General features: G+C 51.5%; 16 protein-coding genes. 10 read left to right on the plus strand and 6 right to left on the minus strand.

Annotated features, from left to right (window positions below; genetic code table 11):
* Positions 1-100 precede the first annotated feature (100 nt).
* The 5 genes from lon to bolA form a co-directional block, all read right to left on the minus strand.
* A complete protein-coding gene (gene lon, locus VH187_RS17195; RefSeq protein ID WP_329702676.1) occupies positions 101-2,455 on the minus strand; it encodes an endopeptidase La in 2,355 nt (784 codons plus the stop codon).
* Between the two features lie 185 nt (positions 2,456-2,640).
* The gene (gene clpX, locus VH187_RS17200; RefSeq protein ID WP_329702677.1) at positions 2,641-3,915 is read right to left on the minus strand and encodes an ATP-dependent protease ATP-binding subunit ClpX; all 1,275 of its coding nucleotides are present in this window, start codon (positions 3,913-3,915) and stop codon (positions 2,641-2,643) included.
* A gap of 106 nt (positions 3,916-4,021) precedes the next feature.
* Positions 4,022-4,645: an ATP-dependent Clp endopeptidase proteolytic subunit ClpP gene (gene clpP / locus VH187_RS17205; protein WP_329702678.1), complete on the minus strand. Its 624-nt coding sequence runs from the start codon at positions 4,643-4,645 to the stop codon at positions 4,022-4,024.
* A 315-nt stretch (positions 4,646-4,960) separates the two neighbouring features.
* Positions 4,961-6,259 (minus strand): trigger factor, encoded by a 1,299-nt coding sequence (tig, locus tag VH187_RS17210; RefSeq protein WP_329702679.1) that lies wholly within the window; start codon positions 6,257-6,259, stop codon positions 4,961-4,963.
* 508 nt (positions 6,260-6,767) lie between these two features.
* Positions 6,768-7,085, minus strand: a complete 318-nt coding sequence (gene bolA / locus VH187_RS17215; protein WP_110511661.1) for a transcriptional regulator BolA — start codon at positions 7,083-7,085, stop codon at positions 6,768-6,770.
* A gap of 305 nt (positions 7,086-7,390) precedes the next feature.
* Between bolA and VH187_RS17220 the strand changes: the two genes are divergently transcribed.
* The 8 genes from VH187_RS17220 (at position 7,391) to VH187_RS17255 (ending at position 16,255) form a co-directional block, all read left to right on the plus strand.
* On the plus strand, positions 7,391-7,969 hold the full coding sequence (locus VH187_RS17220) for a lipoprotein (protein ID WP_329702680.1): 579 nt from the start codon (positions 7,391-7,393) through the stop codon (positions 7,967-7,969).
* A 43-nt stretch (positions 7,970-8,012) separates the two neighbouring features.
* The gene (gene ampG / locus VH187_RS17225) at positions 8,013-9,488 is read left to right on the plus strand and encodes a muropeptide MFS transporter AmpG (protein WP_329702681.1); all 1,476 of its coding nucleotides are present in this window, start codon (positions 8,013-8,015) and stop codon (positions 9,486-9,488) included.
* Between the two features lie 470 nt (positions 9,489-9,958).
* Positions 9,959-10,903 carry a cytochrome o ubiquinol oxidase subunit II gene (gene cyoA / locus VH187_RS17230; RefSeq protein WP_329702682.1) on the plus strand — a complete coding sequence of 315 codons (945 nt, stop codon included), beginning with the start codon at positions 9,959-9,961 and terminating at the stop codon, positions 10,901-10,903.
* A gap of 18 nt (positions 10,904-10,921) precedes the next feature.
* Positions 10,922-12,913 (plus strand): cytochrome o ubiquinol oxidase subunit I, encoded by a 1,992-nt coding sequence (gene cyoB, locus VH187_RS17235; RefSeq protein WP_329702683.1) that lies wholly within the window; start codon positions 10,922-10,924, stop codon positions 12,911-12,913.
* On the plus strand, positions 12,903-13,517 hold the full coding sequence (locus VH187_RS17240; RefSeq protein WP_329702684.1) for a cytochrome o ubiquinol oxidase subunit III: 615 nt from the start codon (positions 12,903-12,905) through the stop codon (positions 13,515-13,517). The genes cyoB and VH187_RS17240 overlap by 11 nt, the downstream gene beginning before the upstream one ends.
* Positions 13,517-13,843: a cytochrome o ubiquinol oxidase subunit IV gene (locus VH187_RS17245; RefSeq protein WP_329702685.1), complete on the plus strand. Its 327-nt coding sequence runs from the start codon at positions 13,517-13,519 to the stop codon at positions 13,841-13,843. The genes VH187_RS17240 and VH187_RS17245 overlap by 1 nt, the downstream gene beginning before the upstream one ends.
* Positions 13,844-13,854: 11 nt before the next feature.
* Positions 13,855-14,742, plus strand: a complete 888-nt coding sequence (cyoE, locus tag VH187_RS17250) for a heme o synthase (RefSeq protein ID WP_329702686.1) — start codon at positions 13,855-13,857, stop codon at positions 14,740-14,742.
* 148 nt (positions 14,743-14,890) lie between these two features.
* Positions 14,891-16,255, plus strand: coding sequence for an MFS transporter (locus VH187_RS17255; RefSeq protein WP_329702687.1), 1,365 nt, complete (start codon positions 14,891-14,893; stop codon positions 16,253-16,255).
* Between the two features lie 63 nt (positions 16,256-16,318).
* Here VH187_RS17255 and VH187_RS17260 read toward each other — a convergent pair whose 3' ends face one another.
* Positions 16,319-16,810: a YajQ family cyclic di-GMP-binding protein gene (locus VH187_RS17260; protein WP_329702688.1), complete on the minus strand. Its 492-nt coding sequence runs from the start codon at positions 16,808-16,810 to the stop codon at positions 16,319-16,321.
* Between the two features lie 143 nt (positions 16,811-16,953).
* Between VH187_RS17260 and panE the strand changes: the two genes are divergently transcribed.
* Positions 16,954-17,868 carry a 2-dehydropantoate 2-reductase gene (gene panE, locus VH187_RS17265; RefSeq protein WP_329702689.1) on the plus strand — a complete coding sequence of 305 codons (915 nt, stop codon included), beginning with the start codon at positions 16,954-16,956 and terminating at the stop codon, positions 17,866-17,868.
* Positions 17,828-18,418, plus strand: coding sequence for a protein deglycase YajL (gene yajL / locus VH187_RS17270; RefSeq protein ID WP_329702690.1), 591 nt, complete (start codon positions 17,828-17,830; stop codon positions 18,416-18,418). The genes panE and yajL overlap by 41 nt, the downstream gene beginning before the upstream one ends.
* Positions 18,419-18,427 lie beyond the last annotated feature (9 nt).

An 18,427-nucleotide genomic window follows, 5' to 3' on the forward strand; every position in this document is an offset into this window, starting at 1 on the left:
ATACCCTACCAGCAATCTAAATTAGCTATACAAAAAAAGGCTGGCAAGTGCGAAATCACCTACCAGCCCTGTTTTTATTAACGCTCTTTGCGCGAAGTCACTATTTTGCGCTTACAACCTGCATCCCGTAAGGTGCATTCTGCAAAGCAAGTGCCAGAACTTCTTCAATACGCTTCACCGGATGAATATCCAGATCGGCGATTACGTTATCAGGAATTTCTTCCAAATCACGTTTGTTCTCATCAGGAATCAGAACTGTCTTGATACCACCACGGTGGGCCGCCAACAGTTTTTCTTTAAGACCACCGATCGGCAGAACCTGACCACGCAGCGTAATTTCACCGGTCATCGCCACATCAGCACGTACCGGGTTACCCGTCAGACAGGACACCAGGGCCGTACACATGGCGATACCCGCACTTGGACCGTCTTTCGGCGTTGCGCCTTCCGGAACGTGAACGTGGATGTCGCGTTTTTCATAGAAATCGCCATTAATGCCGAGTTTCTCTGCACGCGCGCGTACCACGGTCAGCGCCGCCTGGATGGATTCCTGCATCACTTCACCGAGCGAGCCGGTATAGGTCAATTTACCTTTACCCGGAACACATGCGGTTTCAATGGTCAGCAGGTCGCCGCCCACTTCGGTCCATGCCAGACCCGTCACCTGACCTACACGGTTTTCGTTGTCCGCGCGACCGTAGTCAAAGCGCTGGACACCGAGATAATCGTGCAGGTTGTCGCCGTTGATCTCGATATGCTTGAGCGTTTTGTCCAGCAGCAGTTGTTTAACCGCTTTCCGGCACAGTTTGGAAATTTCACGCTCAAGACTACGCACGCCCGCTTCACGCGTGTAGTAACGAATGATGCCGATAATGGCGCTGTCATCAACGGACAGTTCACCTTTTTTCAGCGCATTACGCTCGATTTGCTTCGACAACAGATGACGTTTAGCGATGTTCAGCTTCTCGTCTTCGGTGTAGCCGGACAGACGAATCACTTCCATACGATCCAGCAGCGGAGCCGGAATGTTCATGGAGTTAGACGTTGCCACAAACATCACATCGCTGAGGTCGTAATCGACTTCCAGATAGTGATCGTTAAACGCTACGTTCTGTTCTGGATCAAGGACTTCCAGCAGAGCCGACGCCGGGTCACCGCGCATGTCGGAAGACATTTTGTCGATTTCATCCAGCAGGAACAGCGGGTTTTTAACGCCCACTTTTGCCATTTTCTGGATAAGTTTACCCGGCATGGAACCGATGTAGGTCCGACGGTGACCGCGGATTTCCGCTTCGTCACGTACGCCGCCTAACGCCATACGGATATACTTACGGCCGGTCGCTTTCGCGATCGATTGGCCCAGTGAAGTTTTCCCCACACCCGGAGGCCCAACCAGACACAGAATCGGCCCTTTGAGCTTGTTCACGCGGCTCTGGACTGCGAGATACTCAAGGATACGATCTTTCACCCGTTCCAGACCGTAATGGTCGGTATCGAGGATCTCTTGCGCCTGGCGCAGATCTTTTTTGACTTTGCTGCGCGCGGTCCACGGAACCTGCACCATCCATTCGATGTAGCCGCGAACGACGGTTGCTTCTGCAGACATTGGCGACATCATTTTCAGCTTCTGCAGCTCAGCTTCAGCCTTCTCTTTTGCCTCTTTCGGCATTTTAGAGGCGTCAATTTTACGCTTCAGCGCTTCGTTTTCGTCCGGCGCATCGTCCATCTCGCCGAGTTCTTTCTGAATAGCTTTCATTTGCTCGTTCAGATAGTACTCGCGCTGGGATTTTTCCATCTGCTTTTTGACACGGTTACGAATGCGTTTCTCAACCTGCAGCAGATCGATTTCCGATTCCATCATCGCCATCAGGTATTCCAGACGCTCGTTGATGTCGGACATTTCCAGCACCGACTGTTTGTCAGTCAGTTTCAACGGCATATGCGCAGCGATGGTGTCCGCCAGACGAGCCGGATCATCAATGCTGTTCAGCGACGTCAGCACTTCTGGTGGGATTTTCTTGTTGAGCTTGATATAGCCTTCAAACTGGCTAATGGCCGTGCGTACCAGCACTTCCTGCTCACGCTCGTCGATAGCCGGAGACTCAAGGTACTCCGCCTTCGCCGAGAAATGCTCGCCGTTGTCAGACAGCGCGGAAATACGCGCACGCTGCAAGCCTTCGACCAGCACTTTGACAGTCCCGTCAGGCAGCTTCAGCATCTGCAAAATAGAGGCCACGGTCCCGACGGTGAAAAGATCGTTTACACCCGGCTCATCCGTTGATGCGTCTTTCTGAGCAACCAGCATGATTTTTTTATCATGGTCCATGGCCGCTTCCAGACAACGGATAGATTTTTCCCGCCCTACAAATAAGGGAATGACCATGTGCGGATAAACCACCACATCGCGCAGCGGCAATACGGGGATTTCAATGCGTTCAGAACGCTCAGGATTCATAGAGCTCTCTCTTAGTTTAATGTCCGCCAGGTAGAGTCGATGGCGTAACTGTGCTTCACGCCACCGTTAACATGTAATCCAGTATATGGGGATGTTTCCCACACATTCAACGGCAGGAATACAGGAAAAGTAAAAGGGGGATAAAATATCCCCCTTTTGTCTAACTGATTGAGTGAATTGCTTAATTATTCACCAGAAGCCTGCTGAGTTTCGGACGTTCCGTAAATCAGTAATGGCTTAGCTTGTCCTTCGATGACCGACTCTTCGATAACCACTTTCTCGACGTCTTCCATGGAAGGCAGATCGTACATGGTATCAAGCAGTGCCGCTTCAACGATAGAACGCAGGCCACGGGCACCGGTTTTACGGGCCATCGCTTTGCGGGCAATCGCATCCAGCGCTTCGTCACGGAATTCCAAATCCACACCTTCAAGGCCAAACAGTGCCTGATACTGCTTAGTCAGGGCATTTTTCGGCTCTTTCAGGATCTGAATCAGCGCTTCTTCACTCAGCTCATTGAGCGTTGCTACCACTGGCAGACGACCGATGAACTCAGGGATAAGACCAAATTTGATCAGATCGCCCGGCTCCACCTGCTCCAGCAGTTCGCCTTCGTTGGCTTTTTCGGATTTTGCTTTAACCGTTGCACCAAAACCGATACCTGAACCGGTTTCGACACGATGGGAAATCACTTTATCCAGACCGGCAAACGCGCCGCCACAGATAAAGAGGATCTTCGACGTATCGACCTGCAGGAATTCCTGCTGTGGATGCTTACGGCCACCCTGCGGCGGAACGGCTGCTACGGTGCCTTCGATAAGTTTCAACAGAGCCTGCTGAACACCTTCGCCAGACACATCACGGGTGATCGACGGGTTATCCGATTTACGGGAGATTTTGTCGATTTCATCGATATAAACGATGCCGCGCTGCGCTTTCTGCACGTCGTAATCGCATTTCTGCAACAGTTTCTGGATGATGTTTTCCACATCTTCACCCACATAACCGGCTTCGGTCAGAGTGGTGGCGTCAGCCATGGTGAACGGAACATCCAACAGGCGAGCGAGCGTTTCCGCCAGCAGCGTTTTACCGGAACCGGTTGGGCCAATCAGCAGAATGTTACTTTTGCCAAGCTCAACGCCGTTGCTGGTGTCACCGTTACGCAGGCGTTTGTAGTGGTTGTATACCGCGACTGCCAGCACTTTTTTCGCCCGTTCCTGACCGATAACATAATCGTCCAGGTGATGGCGGATTTCATGCGGCGTTGGCAAAGCACTACGTTCACGATGCGGGGCTACTTCTTTGATTTCTTCGCGAATGATGTCGTTACACAAGTCAACGCATTCGTCGCAGATATACACGGACGGCCCGGCGATCAGCTTACGCACTTCGTGCTGGCTTTTGCCGCAAAAAGAGCAATACAACAGTTTGCCTGAACCATCTTTGCGTTTATCTGTCATGAGTCCAAACCTCTTTCTAAGTTCTTTGTGCCGCACATGACGACGCAAATGCCAGTCTTAACGGAATGCCGCCCTCTACAGTATAGCGGCACTCGACGCAGTGGCATTATTTACGATGGGTCAAAACGGAATCGACCAGACCGTACTCAACTGCTTCTGAAGCAGCGAGGAAGCGGTCACGCTCGGTGTCGCGCTCAATCTGCTCAAGAGATTGACCCGTGTGTTGCGCCATAAGTTCATTCATGCGCGCTTTAACTTTCAGGATTTCTCTGGCGTGGATTTCGATATCCGTCGCCTGACCCTGGTAACCGCCCAGCGGCTGGTGAATCATTACGCGGGAGTTTGGCAGGCAGAAACGCTTGCCTTTCGCCCCTGCGGTCAACAGGAATGCACCCATTGAACACGCCTGCCCCATACAAATGGTGCTGACGTCTGGTTTGATGAACTGCATGGTGTCATAGATTGACATCCCTGCAGTGATCACACCACCTGGGGAGTTGATATACAGGTAAATGTCTTTTTCCGGGTTTTCCGCTTCCAGAAACAGCATCTGCGCTACGATCAGGTTCGCCATGTGGTCTTCCACCTGGCCTGTCAGAAAGATAACGCGCTCCTTGAGCAGACGGGAGTAGATATCAAAAGAACGTTCACCGCGTGAAGTCTGTTCGATGACCATTGGCACCAGGGCCATATGGGGTGCCAAGTTATCTCGTTCGCCACTGTATGACATGTCCGTCTCCTGGATAAAAAAGTGATAATACCTGCTGTACTGATTGTAACCTTGCGGACGGAGAATCAGCCAGTCAATCTACTACTTCCCCTTTTATGGGGGTGATAGTGCCCTATTTCAAGCATAACAATATTTTGCTGTTACGCTAACACCGAAACGCTGTTTTGGCACGTATCGTCATTTATATACTCGAAATACTTCAGGTGGCAGCGAGCTCACCTGTCATCTGAAGTATGGCGGGTATAATGCAATAAAAAACCCGTCACCAAAAGGCAACGGGTTTTTCGCTCAAACTGTAAACCGTGAGGGCGTGAATTACGCCTGCTGGTTCATCAGTTCGTTGAAAGAAGTCGCTTTTTCAGAGACTTTCGCTTTGTTCAGAACAGCTTCAACCGCTTGTTCTTCCAGAGCTACGTTGCGCATGTTTTCCATCAGCTCTTTGTTTTTGCTGTAGAATTCAATCACTTCTTTCGGATCTTCGTACGCAGAAGCCATCTCTTCGATCAGGCCTTTCACGCGGTCTTCGTCAGCTTTCAGCTCGTTGGTACGAATTACTTCGCCCAGCAGCAGGCCAACCACTACGCGGCGTTTAGCTTGCTCTTCGAACAGCTCACGTGGCAGCTCCATAGCTTGTTTGGCGTTGCCACCAAAACGCTGTGCAGCTTGCTGACGCAGTACGTCGATTTCGTTGTCGATCAGTGCTGCTGGCACGTCGATGTCGTTGGCGTTAACCAGACCGTCGATTGCCTGAGACTTAACGCGGTTTTTCACAGCGCCTTTCAGCTCGCGTTCCATGTTTTTACGCACTTCAGCACGCAGACCTTCAACGGAACCATCGTCAACGCCGAAACGTTTGATGAATTCTGCAGTCAGCTCTGGCAGCTCACGCTCTTCAACTTTCTTCAGGGTAATAGCGAATTTCGCCGCTTTACCTTTCAGGTTTTCAGCGTGGTAGTCTTCCGGGAAATTCACGTCGATAGTGAATTCTTCGCCCGCTTTGTGGCCTTTGATACCGTCTTCAAAGCCTGGGATCATACGACCCTGGCCCATTGCCAGTACGAAATCAGTGGCTTTGCCGCCTTCGAATTCTTCGCCGTCTACAGAGCCGGAGAAGTCAACGGTAACGCGATCTTCATCGGCTACAGCGCCTTCTTTATCTTTCCAGGTCGCCTGCTGCTTGCGCAGGGTGTCCAGCATGCCGTCAACGTCAGCATCCGTCACATCAACAACCGGTTTTTCAACTTCGATTGCATCCAGACCTTTCAGCTCAACTTCTGGGTAAACTTCGAACTCAACAGAGTAAGTGAAGTCTGCGCCTTCTTTGTACTCGCCCGGAACGTAGGTCGGGGAGCCTGCTGGATTGATTTTTTCTTTGATGATCGCATCAACAAAGTTGCGGCTCATCAGCTCGCCCAGCACGTCCTGGCGAACAGAGGCGCCATAACGCTGAGCAACTACAGTCATCGGTACTTTCCCTTTACGGAAACCGTCGATGCGAACTTTTTTTGCTACGTTGACCAGCTCGCTTTTTACAGCGTTTTCGATGCTGTCAGCAGCGATAGTAATCGTTACACGGCGGCCAAGGCCCTGAGTGGTTTCAACTGAAACTTGCATCTTGTTACCTCAAAAAAATCACAGTGCTCGGTCAACTCTGGAAGCACGTTTCGATGGCTTCGCAGCACCGGGAAGCTCTCTTCATTGCAGAAGTACAATCCCTGTTGCCAGAATCATCCCGAAGACATTCCGAAAATAAGACGCAGCATTATAGCGGCATCACAGTAGTGAGTCGAGAACGGGAATGGTGCATCGATGCGCCATTTTTCACACTTTTGAGGTAATTTTGACTCAAAAAATGTGTTGCTCGCTCAAATTTCAAACAAAACAAAACGGCCCGCAGGCCGTTTGATATGATAATACCGCTCACTTCCGATGCTGAACGGACAGAGAGCATCAGCAAAAAAACAAGCAAAATCAATTTATTGATTTTCAGCCGTTTACCACAAAGAAGGAAAAACCACGCTTTTTCCTTCTTTGTCAGCAGTATGAAACGGCCCGCAGGCCGTTTTTCATTTAATCTGTACGCAACATACTGGAAAAGCTCAGGCTGTTGCAAATGCGAATTTTACGCGATGCTGCCTGCGCCGCGACATGGCGGGGAAGCAAACACCGTATCCTGTAACCCTTCCCACTCCTTCACGGTGTAGGTATGCAGCGCCAGTGCATGTACGGTCGTGGACAATTCAGCAGTTAGCGTGCCGTAAATCATTCGATGACGATTAAGAAAACGTTCTCCGGCAAAGCGATCGCTGACCAGCACCACTTTAAAGTGACTTTCGGAGCCGGCCGGGACATTGTGGCGATAACTTTCGTCCACCACTTCGAGGAATAAGGGTTCAAACGCTGCCCTTAGTTTTTCTTCTATCTGTTCACGTATCATCATGAATTTACTCCTCCGACAACGCTGAGATGCCGCCCTTCCCTTTAAATGTTAGCCGCTTTTACCGTTTCCATTACATGAAGACAACAAAAATTTAGCTTTCGTCTGTATTTCTCAGCCAAACGGATGAATTTTGCCGACCAGACCAGACTAATCCTCTCTAAAAAGAGTACGAAATCGGGCTTGCGCTCATAAAACGTACAGCACGATGAATTTACATGCGTTGCCCACTTCCCCTCGTCGTTGGCGATGTTATGATGGCGGGAATTTTTCGCCCGTTGAACAACTGTAACGCTGAGAGTCTTAACATGTTAAAAAAAATCCTCTTCCCGTTGGTTGCGATGTTTATGCTGGCCGGTTGTGCCAAGCCGCAAACCACCATTGATGTCGCCCCGAAAATCACGCTGCCTTCACAGGATCCAAGCCTGATGGGCGTGACTGTTAGCATTAACGGTGCGGATCAACGTCCGGACCAGGCGTTGGCTAAGGTCACCCGTGATAACCAATTGGTGACGCTGACCGCCTCCCGTGATCTGCGTTTCCTGTTGCAGGAAGTGCTTGAGAAACAAATGACCGCACGTGGTTACATGATTGGGCCAAGCGGCGCAGTTGATTTGCAGATTATCGTCAACCAGCTGTATGCAGACGTGTCTCAGGGTAACGTGCGTTACAACATCGCCACTAAAGCGGATATCGCGATCATCGCCACCGCGAAGAATGGCAATAAGATGAACAAAAACTACCGTGCAAGCTATCAGGTTGAAGGTGCTTTCACTGCCAACAACCAGAATATTGCCAATGCGGTTAATAGCGTGCTGACGGATACCATTTCCGATATGGCGCAGGACACCAGTGTCCACGACTTCATCAAACAGAACGCGCATTAAGTCTTTCTCACCCGGCCCCGTGCCGGGTCAGTTATTTAACCCCATGCCTAATTATTACTTCCGCTTTTTCCAGCAACCTAAATCAGCCATCCTGCTGATCCTCGGCTTCGCCTCCGGTTTACCTCTGGCACTGACGTCCGGCACGTTACAAGCATGGATGACGGTCGAGAATATTGACCTTAAAACCATCGGTTTCTTTTCCCTTGTCGGTCAGGCCTATGTGTTTAAATTCCTTTGGTCGCCGATGATGGACCGCTACACGCCGCCGTTTTTAGGGCGTCGTCGTGGCTGGCTGTTGACCACTCAGGTGCTGTTATTGCTCTCTATTGCGGCAATGGGATTCCTGGAACCCTCAAGCCAGTTACGCTGGATGGCAGGGCTCGCCGTTATTATCGCCTTCTGCTCTGCGTCGCAAGACATTGTTTTTGATGCGTGGAAAACCGACATTCTTCCTCCAGAGGAACGGGGTACTGGCGCGGCTATCAGCGTGTTGGGTTACCGCCTGGCAATGCTGGTTTCTGGTGGATTGGCGCTGTGGCTGGCAGATCAATGGCTCGGCTGGCAGGCCATGTACTGGCTGATGGCAGCACTGATGGTGCCCTGCATCATCGCAACATTAATGGCACCGGAACCCAGCGACATTATTCCGGCACCCAAAACGCTTGAACAAGCTGTCGCCGAACCACTGCGTGATTTCTTTGGTCGGAATAACGCCTGGCTGATCCTGCTGTTGATTGTCCTCTATAAGCTTGGAGATGCGTTTGCCCTGAGCCTGACCACCACGTTCCTGATACGCGGTGTTGGGTTTGATGCCGGCGAAGTGGGTGTGATGAATAAAACCCTCGGGTTGTTTGCCACCATTCTCGGCGCGCTGTATGGCGGGGTACTGATGCAGCGTTTATCGCTGTTCCGGGCGCTGCTGATTTTCGGCATTTTACAGGGCGCATCAAACGCGGGTTACTGGCTGCTGTCGATTACAGACAAACACATGCTCAGCATGGGTGCGGCTGTTTTCTTCGAAAACTTGTGTGGCGGAATGGGCACCTCGGCGTTCGTCGCCTTATTGATGACGCTATGCAACAAATCGTTCTCTGCAACACAGTTTGCCCTGCTCTCGGCGCTTTCTGCTGTTGGGCGCGTGTATGTTGGCCCGATTGCCGGTTGGTTTGTCGAAGCCCACGGCTGGCCGACGTTCTATCTGTTTTCCGTGTTCGCCGCCATCCCGGGTATTTTGCTGCTGCTGCTCTGTCGGCAAACGCTGGAATATACCTGGCGCAGTGAAAGTTTTATGCCACGTACAGAATTCACTCAACTGTATTCTGTTGCGCTGCGGATCCTGGCTATTGGCTGTCTTATCCTCGGCGTCTGGCTTCTGCTGCTTATCATGAATGCGTTGGATTTGACGGCCTTCTCGTTCCTGACAGGCCTGCTGGAAATCGGTGCTCTGATTGCCATCCTGGGCATCGTTCTGGGCGGTATTCTTGATGCAATAGCTTTGCGGAAAACGCACCTGACCTGAACAATAAATAAACGTTATTTGTCGTTGTAGTTACTGTCGGTAATTATAACGGCAATAATTCATTCATTTTTTCCGATTGTTATTTTGTGCGCTATTAATTTTAGGAAATTACTGACGCTTTTTAAATTTCGGCATATTTCCTTAACCGATTCAGCTTAAGTTCGATTATTTTTTTGTTTTTGCAATGTCAGTTTATTGATACTTAATTGTTAATTATTTGTATGCTTTTAACGCTAGTTATACCCACAATCAGTCAAAGACATTAATTCCACCTCCTTTTGTTATAAAACAGGCATTATGCGCTATCCGCCTGGATTTTAGACACAATCGGCAACATCTGTGACAGCCCCGGCAGAACCCGGTAACACCCGAAAGACACTTCTCCAATCATGTTTACAGTAATGTAACCTTCCCGTAAAATGCCCCCACACTTTAAACGCCACCAAATCCCGTGGAATTGAGGTCGTTACATGAGACTCAGGAAATACAATAAAAGTTTGGGATGGTTGTCATTAATTGCAGGCACTGTATTACTCAGCGGCTGTGATTCTGCGCTACTTGACCCCAAAGGACAGATTGGACTGGAGCAACGTTCGCTGATACTGACGGCATTTGGCCTGATGTTAATCGTCGTCATTCCCGCCATCTTGATGGCTGTTGGTTTCGCCTGGAAATACCGCGCGAGCAACAAAGATGCGAAGTATAGCCCTAACTGGTCACACTCCAATAAAGTGGAAGCTGTGGTCTGGACGGTGCCTATCCTTATCATCCTGTTCCTTGCCGTGCTGACCTGGAAAACCACTCACGCGCTTGAGCCTAGCAAACCGCTGGCCCATGACGAAAAACCGATTACCATCGAAGTCGTTTCTATGGACTGGAAATGGTTCTTCATCTACCCGGAGCAGGGCATTGCGACCGTTAACGAAATCGCTTTCCCGGCGAACGTTCCGGTTCAGTTCAAAGTCACCTCCAATTCCGTGATGAACTCGTTCTTTATCCCGCGTTTGGGTAGCCAAATCTACGCGATGGCCGGTATGCAGACTAACCTGCACCTGATCGCGAACGAAGCAGGCACCTACGACGGTATCTCCGCCAGCTACAGTGGTCAGGGCTTCTCAGGTATGAAGTTCAAAGCCATTGCAACACCTGATCGCGCTGGGTTTGACCAGTGGGTCGCGAAGGTGAAACAGTCTCAGAGCACCATGTCTGACATGGCCGCCTACGAGAAACTGGCTGCACCGAGCGAGTACAACAAGGTGGAATACTTCTCCAACGTGAAACCTGATTTGTTTAAAGATGTTATTAGCAAATACATGGGTCACGGTCACATGGACATGAGCCAACCTGCCGGTGAGCACGCCTCACACGAAGGGATGGAAGGCATGGACATGAGTCATGCGGAAACCGCTCATTAAGGGGCCGAGGAAGAAACGATGTTCGGAAAATTGACACTGGATGCAGTGCCCTACCACGAACCTATTATCGTGGTTACGGTGGCTGCCATTATCATCGGTGGGGCGGCCTTACTGGGCCTTATCACTTACTTCGGTAAGTGGACCTACCTGTGGAAAGAGTGGCTGACTTCGGTCGACCACAAAAAACTGGGCGTGATGTACTGCATCGTCGGTATTGTCATGCTGATTCGTGGCTTTGCTGACGCCATCATGATGCGTAGCCAGCAGGTCCTGGCCTCTGCGGGGGAAGCGGGCTTCCTGCCTCCTCATCACTACGATCAGATCTTTACCGCCCACGGCGTTATCATGATCTTCTTCGTGGCGATGCCGCTGGTTATCGGCCTGATGAACGTGGTTGTTCCTTTACAGATCGGCGCACGCGACGTTGCGTTCCCGTTCCTGAACAACCTCAGCTTCTGGTTCACCGTCGTTGGTGTGATCCTGGTTAACCTGTCACTGGGTGTGGGCGAATTCGCGCAGACTGGCTGGCTGGCTTATCCGCCGCTATCAGGCATTGAGTACAGTCCCGGCGTCGGGGTCGATTACTGGATTTGGGCGCTTCAGCTCTCCGGTATTGGTACTACGCTGACCGGTATTAACTTCTTTGTGACCATTATCAAGATGCGTGCGCCTGGCATGACCATGTTCAAGATGCCGGTATTTACCTGGGCATCTCTGTGCGCAAACGTCCTGATTATTGCTTCATTCCCGATCCTGACTGTCACCATCGCTTTGCTGACCCTTGACCGCTATTTGGGTACCCATTTCTTCACTAACGAAATGGGCGGCAACATGATGATGTACATCAACCTGATCTGGGCCTGGGGCCATCCGGAAGTGTACATTCTGGTTCTGCCGGTGTTCGGCGTGTTCTCCGAAGTGGCTGCAACCTTCTCGCGCAAGCGTCTGTTTGGTTACACCTCTCTGGTATGGGCAACCGTGTGTATTACCGTTCTGTCGTTTATTGTTTGGCTGCACCACTTCTTCACCATGGGTGCTGGCGCGAACGTAAACGCCTTCTTCGGTATTGCCACCATGATTATCGCGATCCCTACCGGGGTTAAGATCTTCAACTGGCTGTTCACCATGTACCAGGGTCGTATCGTGTTCCACTCCGCGATGCTGTGGACTATCGGCTTTATCGTGACCTTCTCGGTCGGCGGTATGACCGGTGTTCTGCTGGCGGTGCCGGGCGCGGACTTCGTGCTGCACAACAGCCTGTTCCTGATTGCTCACTTCCATAACGTTATTATCGGTGGTGTGGTGTTCGGTTGCTTCGCAGGGATCACCTACTGGTGGCCAAAAGCGTTCGGCTTCACGCTGAACGAAACCTGGGGCATCCGCGCATTCTGGTTCTGGATCATCGGCTTCTTCGTTGCATTTATGCCGCTGTACGTGCTGGGCTTCATGGGCATGACCCGTCGCCTGAGCCAGCAGATTGACCCGCAGTTCCATCCAATGCTGGTTGTGGCTGCCTGCGGTGCGGCGCTGATTGCCTGCGGTATCGCATGTCAGCTGATTCAGTACTACGTGTCTATTCGCGACCGCGAGCAGAACCGTGATCTGACCGGTGACCCATGGGGTGGCCGTACGCTGGAGTGGTCTACTTCTTCTCCTGCGCCGTTCTATAACTTTGCCCACGTGCCGCACATTCATGAGCGTGATGCGTTCTGGGAAATGAAAGAGAAAGGCGAAGCGTACAAGAAACCAGCTGGCTATGAAGAAATCCATATGCCGAAAAACAGCGGTGCAGGCATCGTGATTGCTGCCTTCGCGACGATCTTCGGTTTTGCCATGATCTGGCATATCTGGTGGATGGCGATTGTTGGTTTCCTTGGCATCGTTATCAGCTGGATTGTTAAAAGCTTCGACGAGGACGTGGATTACTACGTGCCTGTTGCAGAAATCGAAAAACTGGAAAATCAGCATTTCGATGAAGTCACTAAGGCAGGGCTGAAAAATGGCAACTGATACTCTGACTAACGCGCAAGCCCATGCGCACGAACATGGGCACCACGATGCAGGGCCGATGAAAGTCTTCGGCTTCTGGATCTACCTGATGAGCGACTGTATTCTGTTCTCTATTCTGTTCGCGACCTACGCGGTGTTGGTTAACAACACTGCTGGTGGCCCGGCAGGTAAAGACATTTTCGAACTGCCGTTCGTTCTGGTTGAAACCGCCCTGCTGTTGTTCAGCTCCATCACTTATGGCATGGCAGCTATCGCCATGTATAAGAACAACAAGAGCCAGGTTGTTTCCTGGCTCGCGCTGACCTGGCTGTTCGGTGCAGGGTTCATCGGGATGGAAATCTATGAATTCCATCACCTGATCATGGAAGGTATGGGTCCGGATCGCAGCGGCTTCCTGTCGGCGTTCTTCGCGCTGGTTGGCACCCACGGTCTGCACGTGACGTCAGGTCTTATCTGGATGGCAGTGCTGATGTTCCAGATTAACCGTCGCGGTCTGACACCTACCAACCGCACCCGTATCCTGTGCCTGAGTCTGTTCTGGCACTTCCTGGATGTGGTGTGGATCTGCGTGTTCTCTGTAGTCTATCTGATGGGGGCGATGTAATGAGTCATTCAACTGATCACGGCGCTTCCCACGGTAGCGTGAAAACCTACATGACAGGATTTATCCTGTCGATCATCCTGACGCTCATCCCGTTCTGGATGGTGATGAACGGCTCTGCGTCTCACGTAGTCCTGATTGGCTGCGTTCTGGTAGCAGCGGTAGTACAGATTCTGGTGCATCTGGTGTGCTTCCTGCACATGAACTCCAAGTCTGATGAGGGCTGGAATCTGACAGCCTTTGTCTTTACTGTGCTAATCATTGCGATTGTGGTGATAGGTTCAATCTGGATTATGTGGAACCTTAACTACAACATGATGGTTCGATAAGAGCGGCGAGTATGTTTAAGCAATACCTGCAAGTTACAAAACCCGGCATCATCTTCGGTAACCTGATCTCGGTCATCGGCGGTTTCCTGTTGGCTTCTAAAGGCAACATTGACTATCCGCTGTTTGTTTATACCCTGGTTGGCGTGTCGCTGGTCGTTGCATCCGGATGTGTGTTTAACAACTACATCGACAGGGATATCGACAAGAAGATGGAACGAACCAAGAATCGGGTGCTGGTCAAAGGCCTGATTTCTGCGAACGTTTCGCTGGTGTATGCCACTTTGTTGGGTATTGCTGGCTTTATGCTCCTGTGGTTCGGCGCTAACCCGCTGGCCTGCTGGCTGGGCGTGATGGGCTTCGTGGTTTATGTGGGCGTTTACAGCCTGTATATGAAGCGCCATTCCGTCTACGGTACGCTGATTGGCTCACTCTCGGGCGCTGCGCCGCCCGTGATTGGCTACTGCGCCGTGACCGGCAACTTTGACAGTGGTGCGGCCATTCTGCTGGCGATTTTCAGCCTGTGGCAGATGCCGCATTCCTATGCCATCGCGATTTTCCGCTTTAAGGATTATCAGGCGGCAAACATTCCGGTTCTGCCGGTTGTGAAAGGAATTTCCGTTGCCAAAAACCACATCACGCTCTATATCATCGCTTTTGCTGTCGCTACGCTGATGCTGACGTTGGGCGGCTATGCAGGTTACAAATACCTGATCGTCGCCGCCGCCGTTAGCGTCTGGTGGCTTGGGATGGCGCTGCGTGGGTACAAAGTGGCAGATGACAGAGTCTGGGCGCGTAAGCTGTTCGTGTTCTCTATCGTTGCTATCACCTCGCTGTCGGTGATGATGTCAGTCGACTTTATGGTGCCAGATTCTCACCCGCTGCTGGCTTACGTTTGGTAAGTCATGCCTGAACGACAAAAGGGTGCTTCGGCACCCTTTTTTATTCGTATTATCAATGCATCTCGATGTAATATTTGTTAAACAACCGCTTGTTTACCCTGCCCTCCCCTGGCCTTACACTAAGCGCTGCTTTTAACCCGAGGTTGAAATGAACGATTTTAAGATGACGCCAGGCGAATTGCGCGCGACCTGGGGTTTAGGGACCGTATTCTCTCTGCGCATGCTCGGCATGTTTATGGTTCTTCCCGTTCTGACCACTTACGGCATGGCATTGCAAGGTGCCAGCGAAGCGCTGATTGGTTTAGCTATTGGTATTTATGGCCTGGCGCAGGCGATATTTCAGATCCCTTTTGGCCTGCTTTCAGACCGTATTGGCCGAAAACCGCTGATTGTCGGCGGATTACTGATATTTGTCCTCGGAAGCGTGATTGCCGCGCTCTCGTACTCCATTTGGGGCATTATTCTTGGTCGCGCGTTACAAGGCTCCGGCGCAATCGCCGCCGCCGTGATGGCGCTTTTGTCTGACCTTACCCGTGAGCAGAATCGTACCAAAGCGATGGCGTTTATCGGCGTGAGCTTCGGCGTCACTTTTGCTATCGCGATGGTGCTCGGCCCTATCGTCACGCATAAACTTGGCCTGCACGCGCTGTTCTGGATGATCTCCGGCCTGGCGACGCTCGGCATTTTGCTGACGATTTGGGTGGTTCCAAATAGCGACAACCATGTGCTCAACCGTGAATCCGGGATGGTCAAAGGCTGTTTCAGCAAAGTGCTGATGGAGCCGAAACTGCTGAAACTGAATTTCGGCATCATGTGTTTGCATATTCTGTTGATGTCGACATTTGTCGCCCTGCCCGGCCAACTGGAAGCTGCAGGTTTCCCGGCGGCGGAACACTGGAAAATCTATCTGGTGACGATGGTCATTTCGTTTGTCTCCGTCGTGCCATTCATTATCTACGCCGAAGTGAAGCGCCGCATGAAGCAGGTGTTTCAGGTGTGCATCGTGATCATTTTGATTGCCGAAATCGTGCTTTGGGGTTCGGGCGCTTACTTCTGGGAATTAGTGGCGGGCGTACAGCTGTTCTTCCTCGCGTTTAACCTGATGGAAGCGTTGCTGCCTTCACTTATCAGCAAAGAATCCCCGGCGGGATATAAAGGCACGGCGATGGGTATTTACTCCACCAGCCAGTTCCTTGGCGTCGCCATCGGCGGCTCGCTGGGTGGCTGGCTTGACGGGTATTTCGATTCCCAAACCGTATTTTTGATGGGCGCATTACTGGCAACCGTGTGGCTGTTGGTGGCGATCACCATGCAAGAACCGGCTTACGTCAGCAGCCTTCGCGTCACCATTCCGGACGATGTTGAAGCCGATGAAAATCTGAAAGCACGCCTGCTGGCGAAAGAGGGCGTGAAAGAAGTGCTGGTGATTGCCGCTGAACGCTCTGCCTATGTAAAAATCGACAGCAAAGTGACGAACCGTTTTGAGGTTGAACAAGCCATGTTACCGGCGTAAAAAAAAGCGGGAAAATCCCGCTTTCGGCTACTTACGAAACCACCTTTAACAGGTGGTTTTTTATTAATCGCGGAAGTTTTTGAACTGGAAAGGCTGGCCCAAATCGCCACCACGAACCAGCGCCATAACGGCCTGCAGATCGTCGCGAGATTTACCGGTAATGCGAATTTCTTCGCCCTGAATCTGCGCCTGCACTTTCAGTTTGCTGTCTTTAATCAGCTTAACCAGTTTCTTCTGCACAGTACTTTCAATGCCGGTTTTCAGCTTTCCTTCGACGAACCAGGTTTTGCCGCTGTGGACAAACTCTTCCGGCACTTCGATGGAACTCCCCTCAATGCCACGTTTGAGCAGTTTGGCGCGCAGGATATCAAGCAGCTGATTGACCTGGAAATCGGACTCGCTCAGAACCTTAATGCTTTGGTTCTTTTCGTTCAGCTCAATAGACGCTTCTACGCCACGGAAGTCAAAACGTGACTCTACTTCACGGGCCGCATTATCGACCGCGTTTTTGGCTTCCTGAAGATCAACTTCAGAGACAATATCGAAAGATGGCATGTTTTATTCTCCCTCTCTTTTTGTTGCGTTGCATAATACCCGCAACGTCAGAGAACACAACCTGTTATCCCGTGACTGCGGACGTGCCGTCGGCGCTATAATAGTAACATAACGCCCGATCGCGCAGCAGGTAAGGAGGAACGATGAAGATAACCGTGCTTGGATGCGGCGCTCTTGGACAATTATGGCTGACCGCACTGCACCGGCAAGGCCATGAAGTTCAGGGCTGGCTACGTGTACCTGCCCCCTGGTGCAGTGTGAATCTGCAAGAAACTGACGGCAGCATTTTCAACGAGCTGTTCACCGCCAACGATCCCGATGTCCTCGCCAACAGTGATGTATTGCTGGTCACGCTGAAAGCCTGGCAGGTTTCAACAGCGGTGAAAAATCTGGTCAGCATGTTGTCGCCCACTTGCCCGATTCTGCTAATGCATAACGGTATGGGGACGCTAGACGAGTTGCATGCGTTAAAACAGCCGTTGCTGCTCGGAATGACCACGCAAGCTGCCCGCCGTGACGGTAACTTGATTATTCATTCGGCAAACGGAATGACACACATCGGCCCTGCCAACACGATGGCCCAGGAGTACAGTTTTCTTGCAGATACATTCCATGCCGCGCTACCGGATGTCGCATGGCATAACGATATCGGCAACGCCAGCTGGCGCAAACTGGCGGTGAACTGCGTGATCAACCCGCTCACTGCACTTTATGATTGCCCGAACGGACAATTGCGCGACCATCCTGGAGAAGTCACGCTGGTGAGCGCAGAAGTCGCCGCCGTAATGCAACGCGAAGGTCATCACTCCAGCCCGGAAGATTTGCTGGCGTATATCTGGCAGGTCATCGACAGCACCGCCAGCAATATCTCTTCGATGCTTCAGGACGTTCGCGCCCAACGTCAAACTGAAATCGACTATATCAGCGGCTACCTGCTCAAACGCGCCCGCGCACACGGGATTGCCGTGCCGGAAAATGCCCGCCTGTTTGAACAAATTAAACGTAAGGAGAACACGTATGAGCGCATCAGCGCTGGTTTGTCTCGCCCCTGGGAGTGAAGAAATGGAAGCGGTGACCACCATCGATCTGCTGGTTCGCGGCGGGATCAAGGTCACGACCGCCAGTGTCGCCAGCGACGGCGAGTTAGCCATCACCTGTTCACGCGGGGTTAAACTGCTGGCTGACGCACCGCTCGTGCAAGTTGCCGACGGCGATTTCGACATCATTATTCTGCCTGGCGGTCTGAAAGGGGCCGAATATTTCCGCGACAGCGCACTGTTAGTGGAAACGGTAAAACAGTTTCACCGCTCAGGGCGTATCGTTGCCGCTATTTGTGCCGCAGCGGGAACAGTTCTCGCGCCACACGAGATTTTCCCTATCGGCAACATGACCGGATTCCCGGCGTTGAAAGAGAAGATTCCGGAAGATCAGTGGCAGGACAAACGTGTAGTCTGGGATCCGCGAGTGAACCTGCTCACCAGTCAGGGCCCAGGCACCAGCATCGATTTTGGGTTAAAAATTATCGACCTGCTGGTCAGCCGCGAAAAAGCCTATGAAGTGGCTTCTCAGTTGGTGCTCCCGGCGGGTATTTACAACTTCTACGAGTAACGCAAGGGG

Source organism: Scandinavium sp., assembly GCF_036271055.1.
Taxonomy (GTDB): Bacteria; Pseudomonadota; Gammaproteobacteria; order Enterobacterales; family Enterobacteriaceae; genus Scandinavium.

Excerpts from the sequence above, each read along its gene's own strand:
- lon (WP_329702676.1), bottom strand. The coding sequence starts at position 2,455 with ATGAATCCTGAGCGTTCTGAACGCATTGAAATCCCCGTATTGCCGCTG.
- clpX (WP_329702677.1), bottom strand. The coding sequence starts at position 3,915 with ATGACAGATAAACGCAAAGATGGTTCAGGCAAACTGTTGTATTGCTCT.
- clpP (WP_329702678.1), bottom strand. The coding sequence starts at position 4,645 with ATGTCATACAGTGGCGAACGAGATAACTTGGCACCCCATATGGCCCTG.
- tig (WP_329702679.1), bottom strand. The coding sequence starts at position 6,259 with ATGCAAGTTTCAGTTGAAACCACTCAGGGCCTTGGCCGCCGTGTAACG.
- bolA (WP_110511661.1), bottom strand. The coding sequence starts at position 7,085 with ATGATGATACGTGAACAGATAGAAGAAAAACTAAGGGCAGCGTTTGAA.
- VH187_RS17220 (WP_329702680.1), top strand. The coding sequence starts at position 7,391 with ATGTTAAAAAAAATCCTCTTCCCGTTGGTTGCGATGTTTATGCTGGCC.
- ampG (WP_329702681.1), top strand. The coding sequence starts at position 8,013 with ATGCCTAATTATTACTTCCGCTTTTTCCAGCAACCTAAATCAGCCATC.
- cyoA (WP_329702682.1), top strand. The coding sequence starts at position 9,959 with ATGAGACTCAGGAAATACAATAAAAGTTTGGGATGGTTGTCATTAATT.
- cyoB (WP_329702683.1), top strand. The coding sequence starts at position 10,922 with ATGTTCGGAAAATTGACACTGGATGCAGTGCCCTACCACGAACCTATT.
- VH187_RS17240 (WP_329702684.1), top strand. The coding sequence starts at position 12,903 with ATGGCAACTGATACTCTGACTAACGCGCAAGCCCATGCGCACGAACAT.
- VH187_RS17245 (WP_329702685.1), top strand. The coding sequence starts at position 13,517 with ATGAGTCATTCAACTGATCACGGCGCTTCCCACGGTAGCGTGAAAACC.
- cyoE (WP_329702686.1), top strand. The coding sequence starts at position 13,855 with ATGTTTAAGCAATACCTGCAAGTTACAAAACCCGGCATCATCTTCGGT.
- VH187_RS17255 (WP_329702687.1), top strand. The coding sequence starts at position 14,891 with ATGAACGATTTTAAGATGACGCCAGGCGAATTGCGCGCGACCTGGGGT.
- VH187_RS17260 (WP_329702688.1), bottom strand. The coding sequence starts at position 16,810 with ATGCCATCTTTCGATATTGTCTCTGAAGTTGATCTTCAGGAAGCCAAA.
- panE (WP_329702689.1), top strand. The coding sequence starts at position 16,954 with ATGAAGATAACCGTGCTTGGATGCGGCGCTCTTGGACAATTATGGCTG.
- yajL (WP_329702690.1), top strand. The coding sequence starts at position 17,828 with ATGAGCGCATCAGCGCTGGTTTGTCTCGCCCCTGGGAGTGAAGAAATG.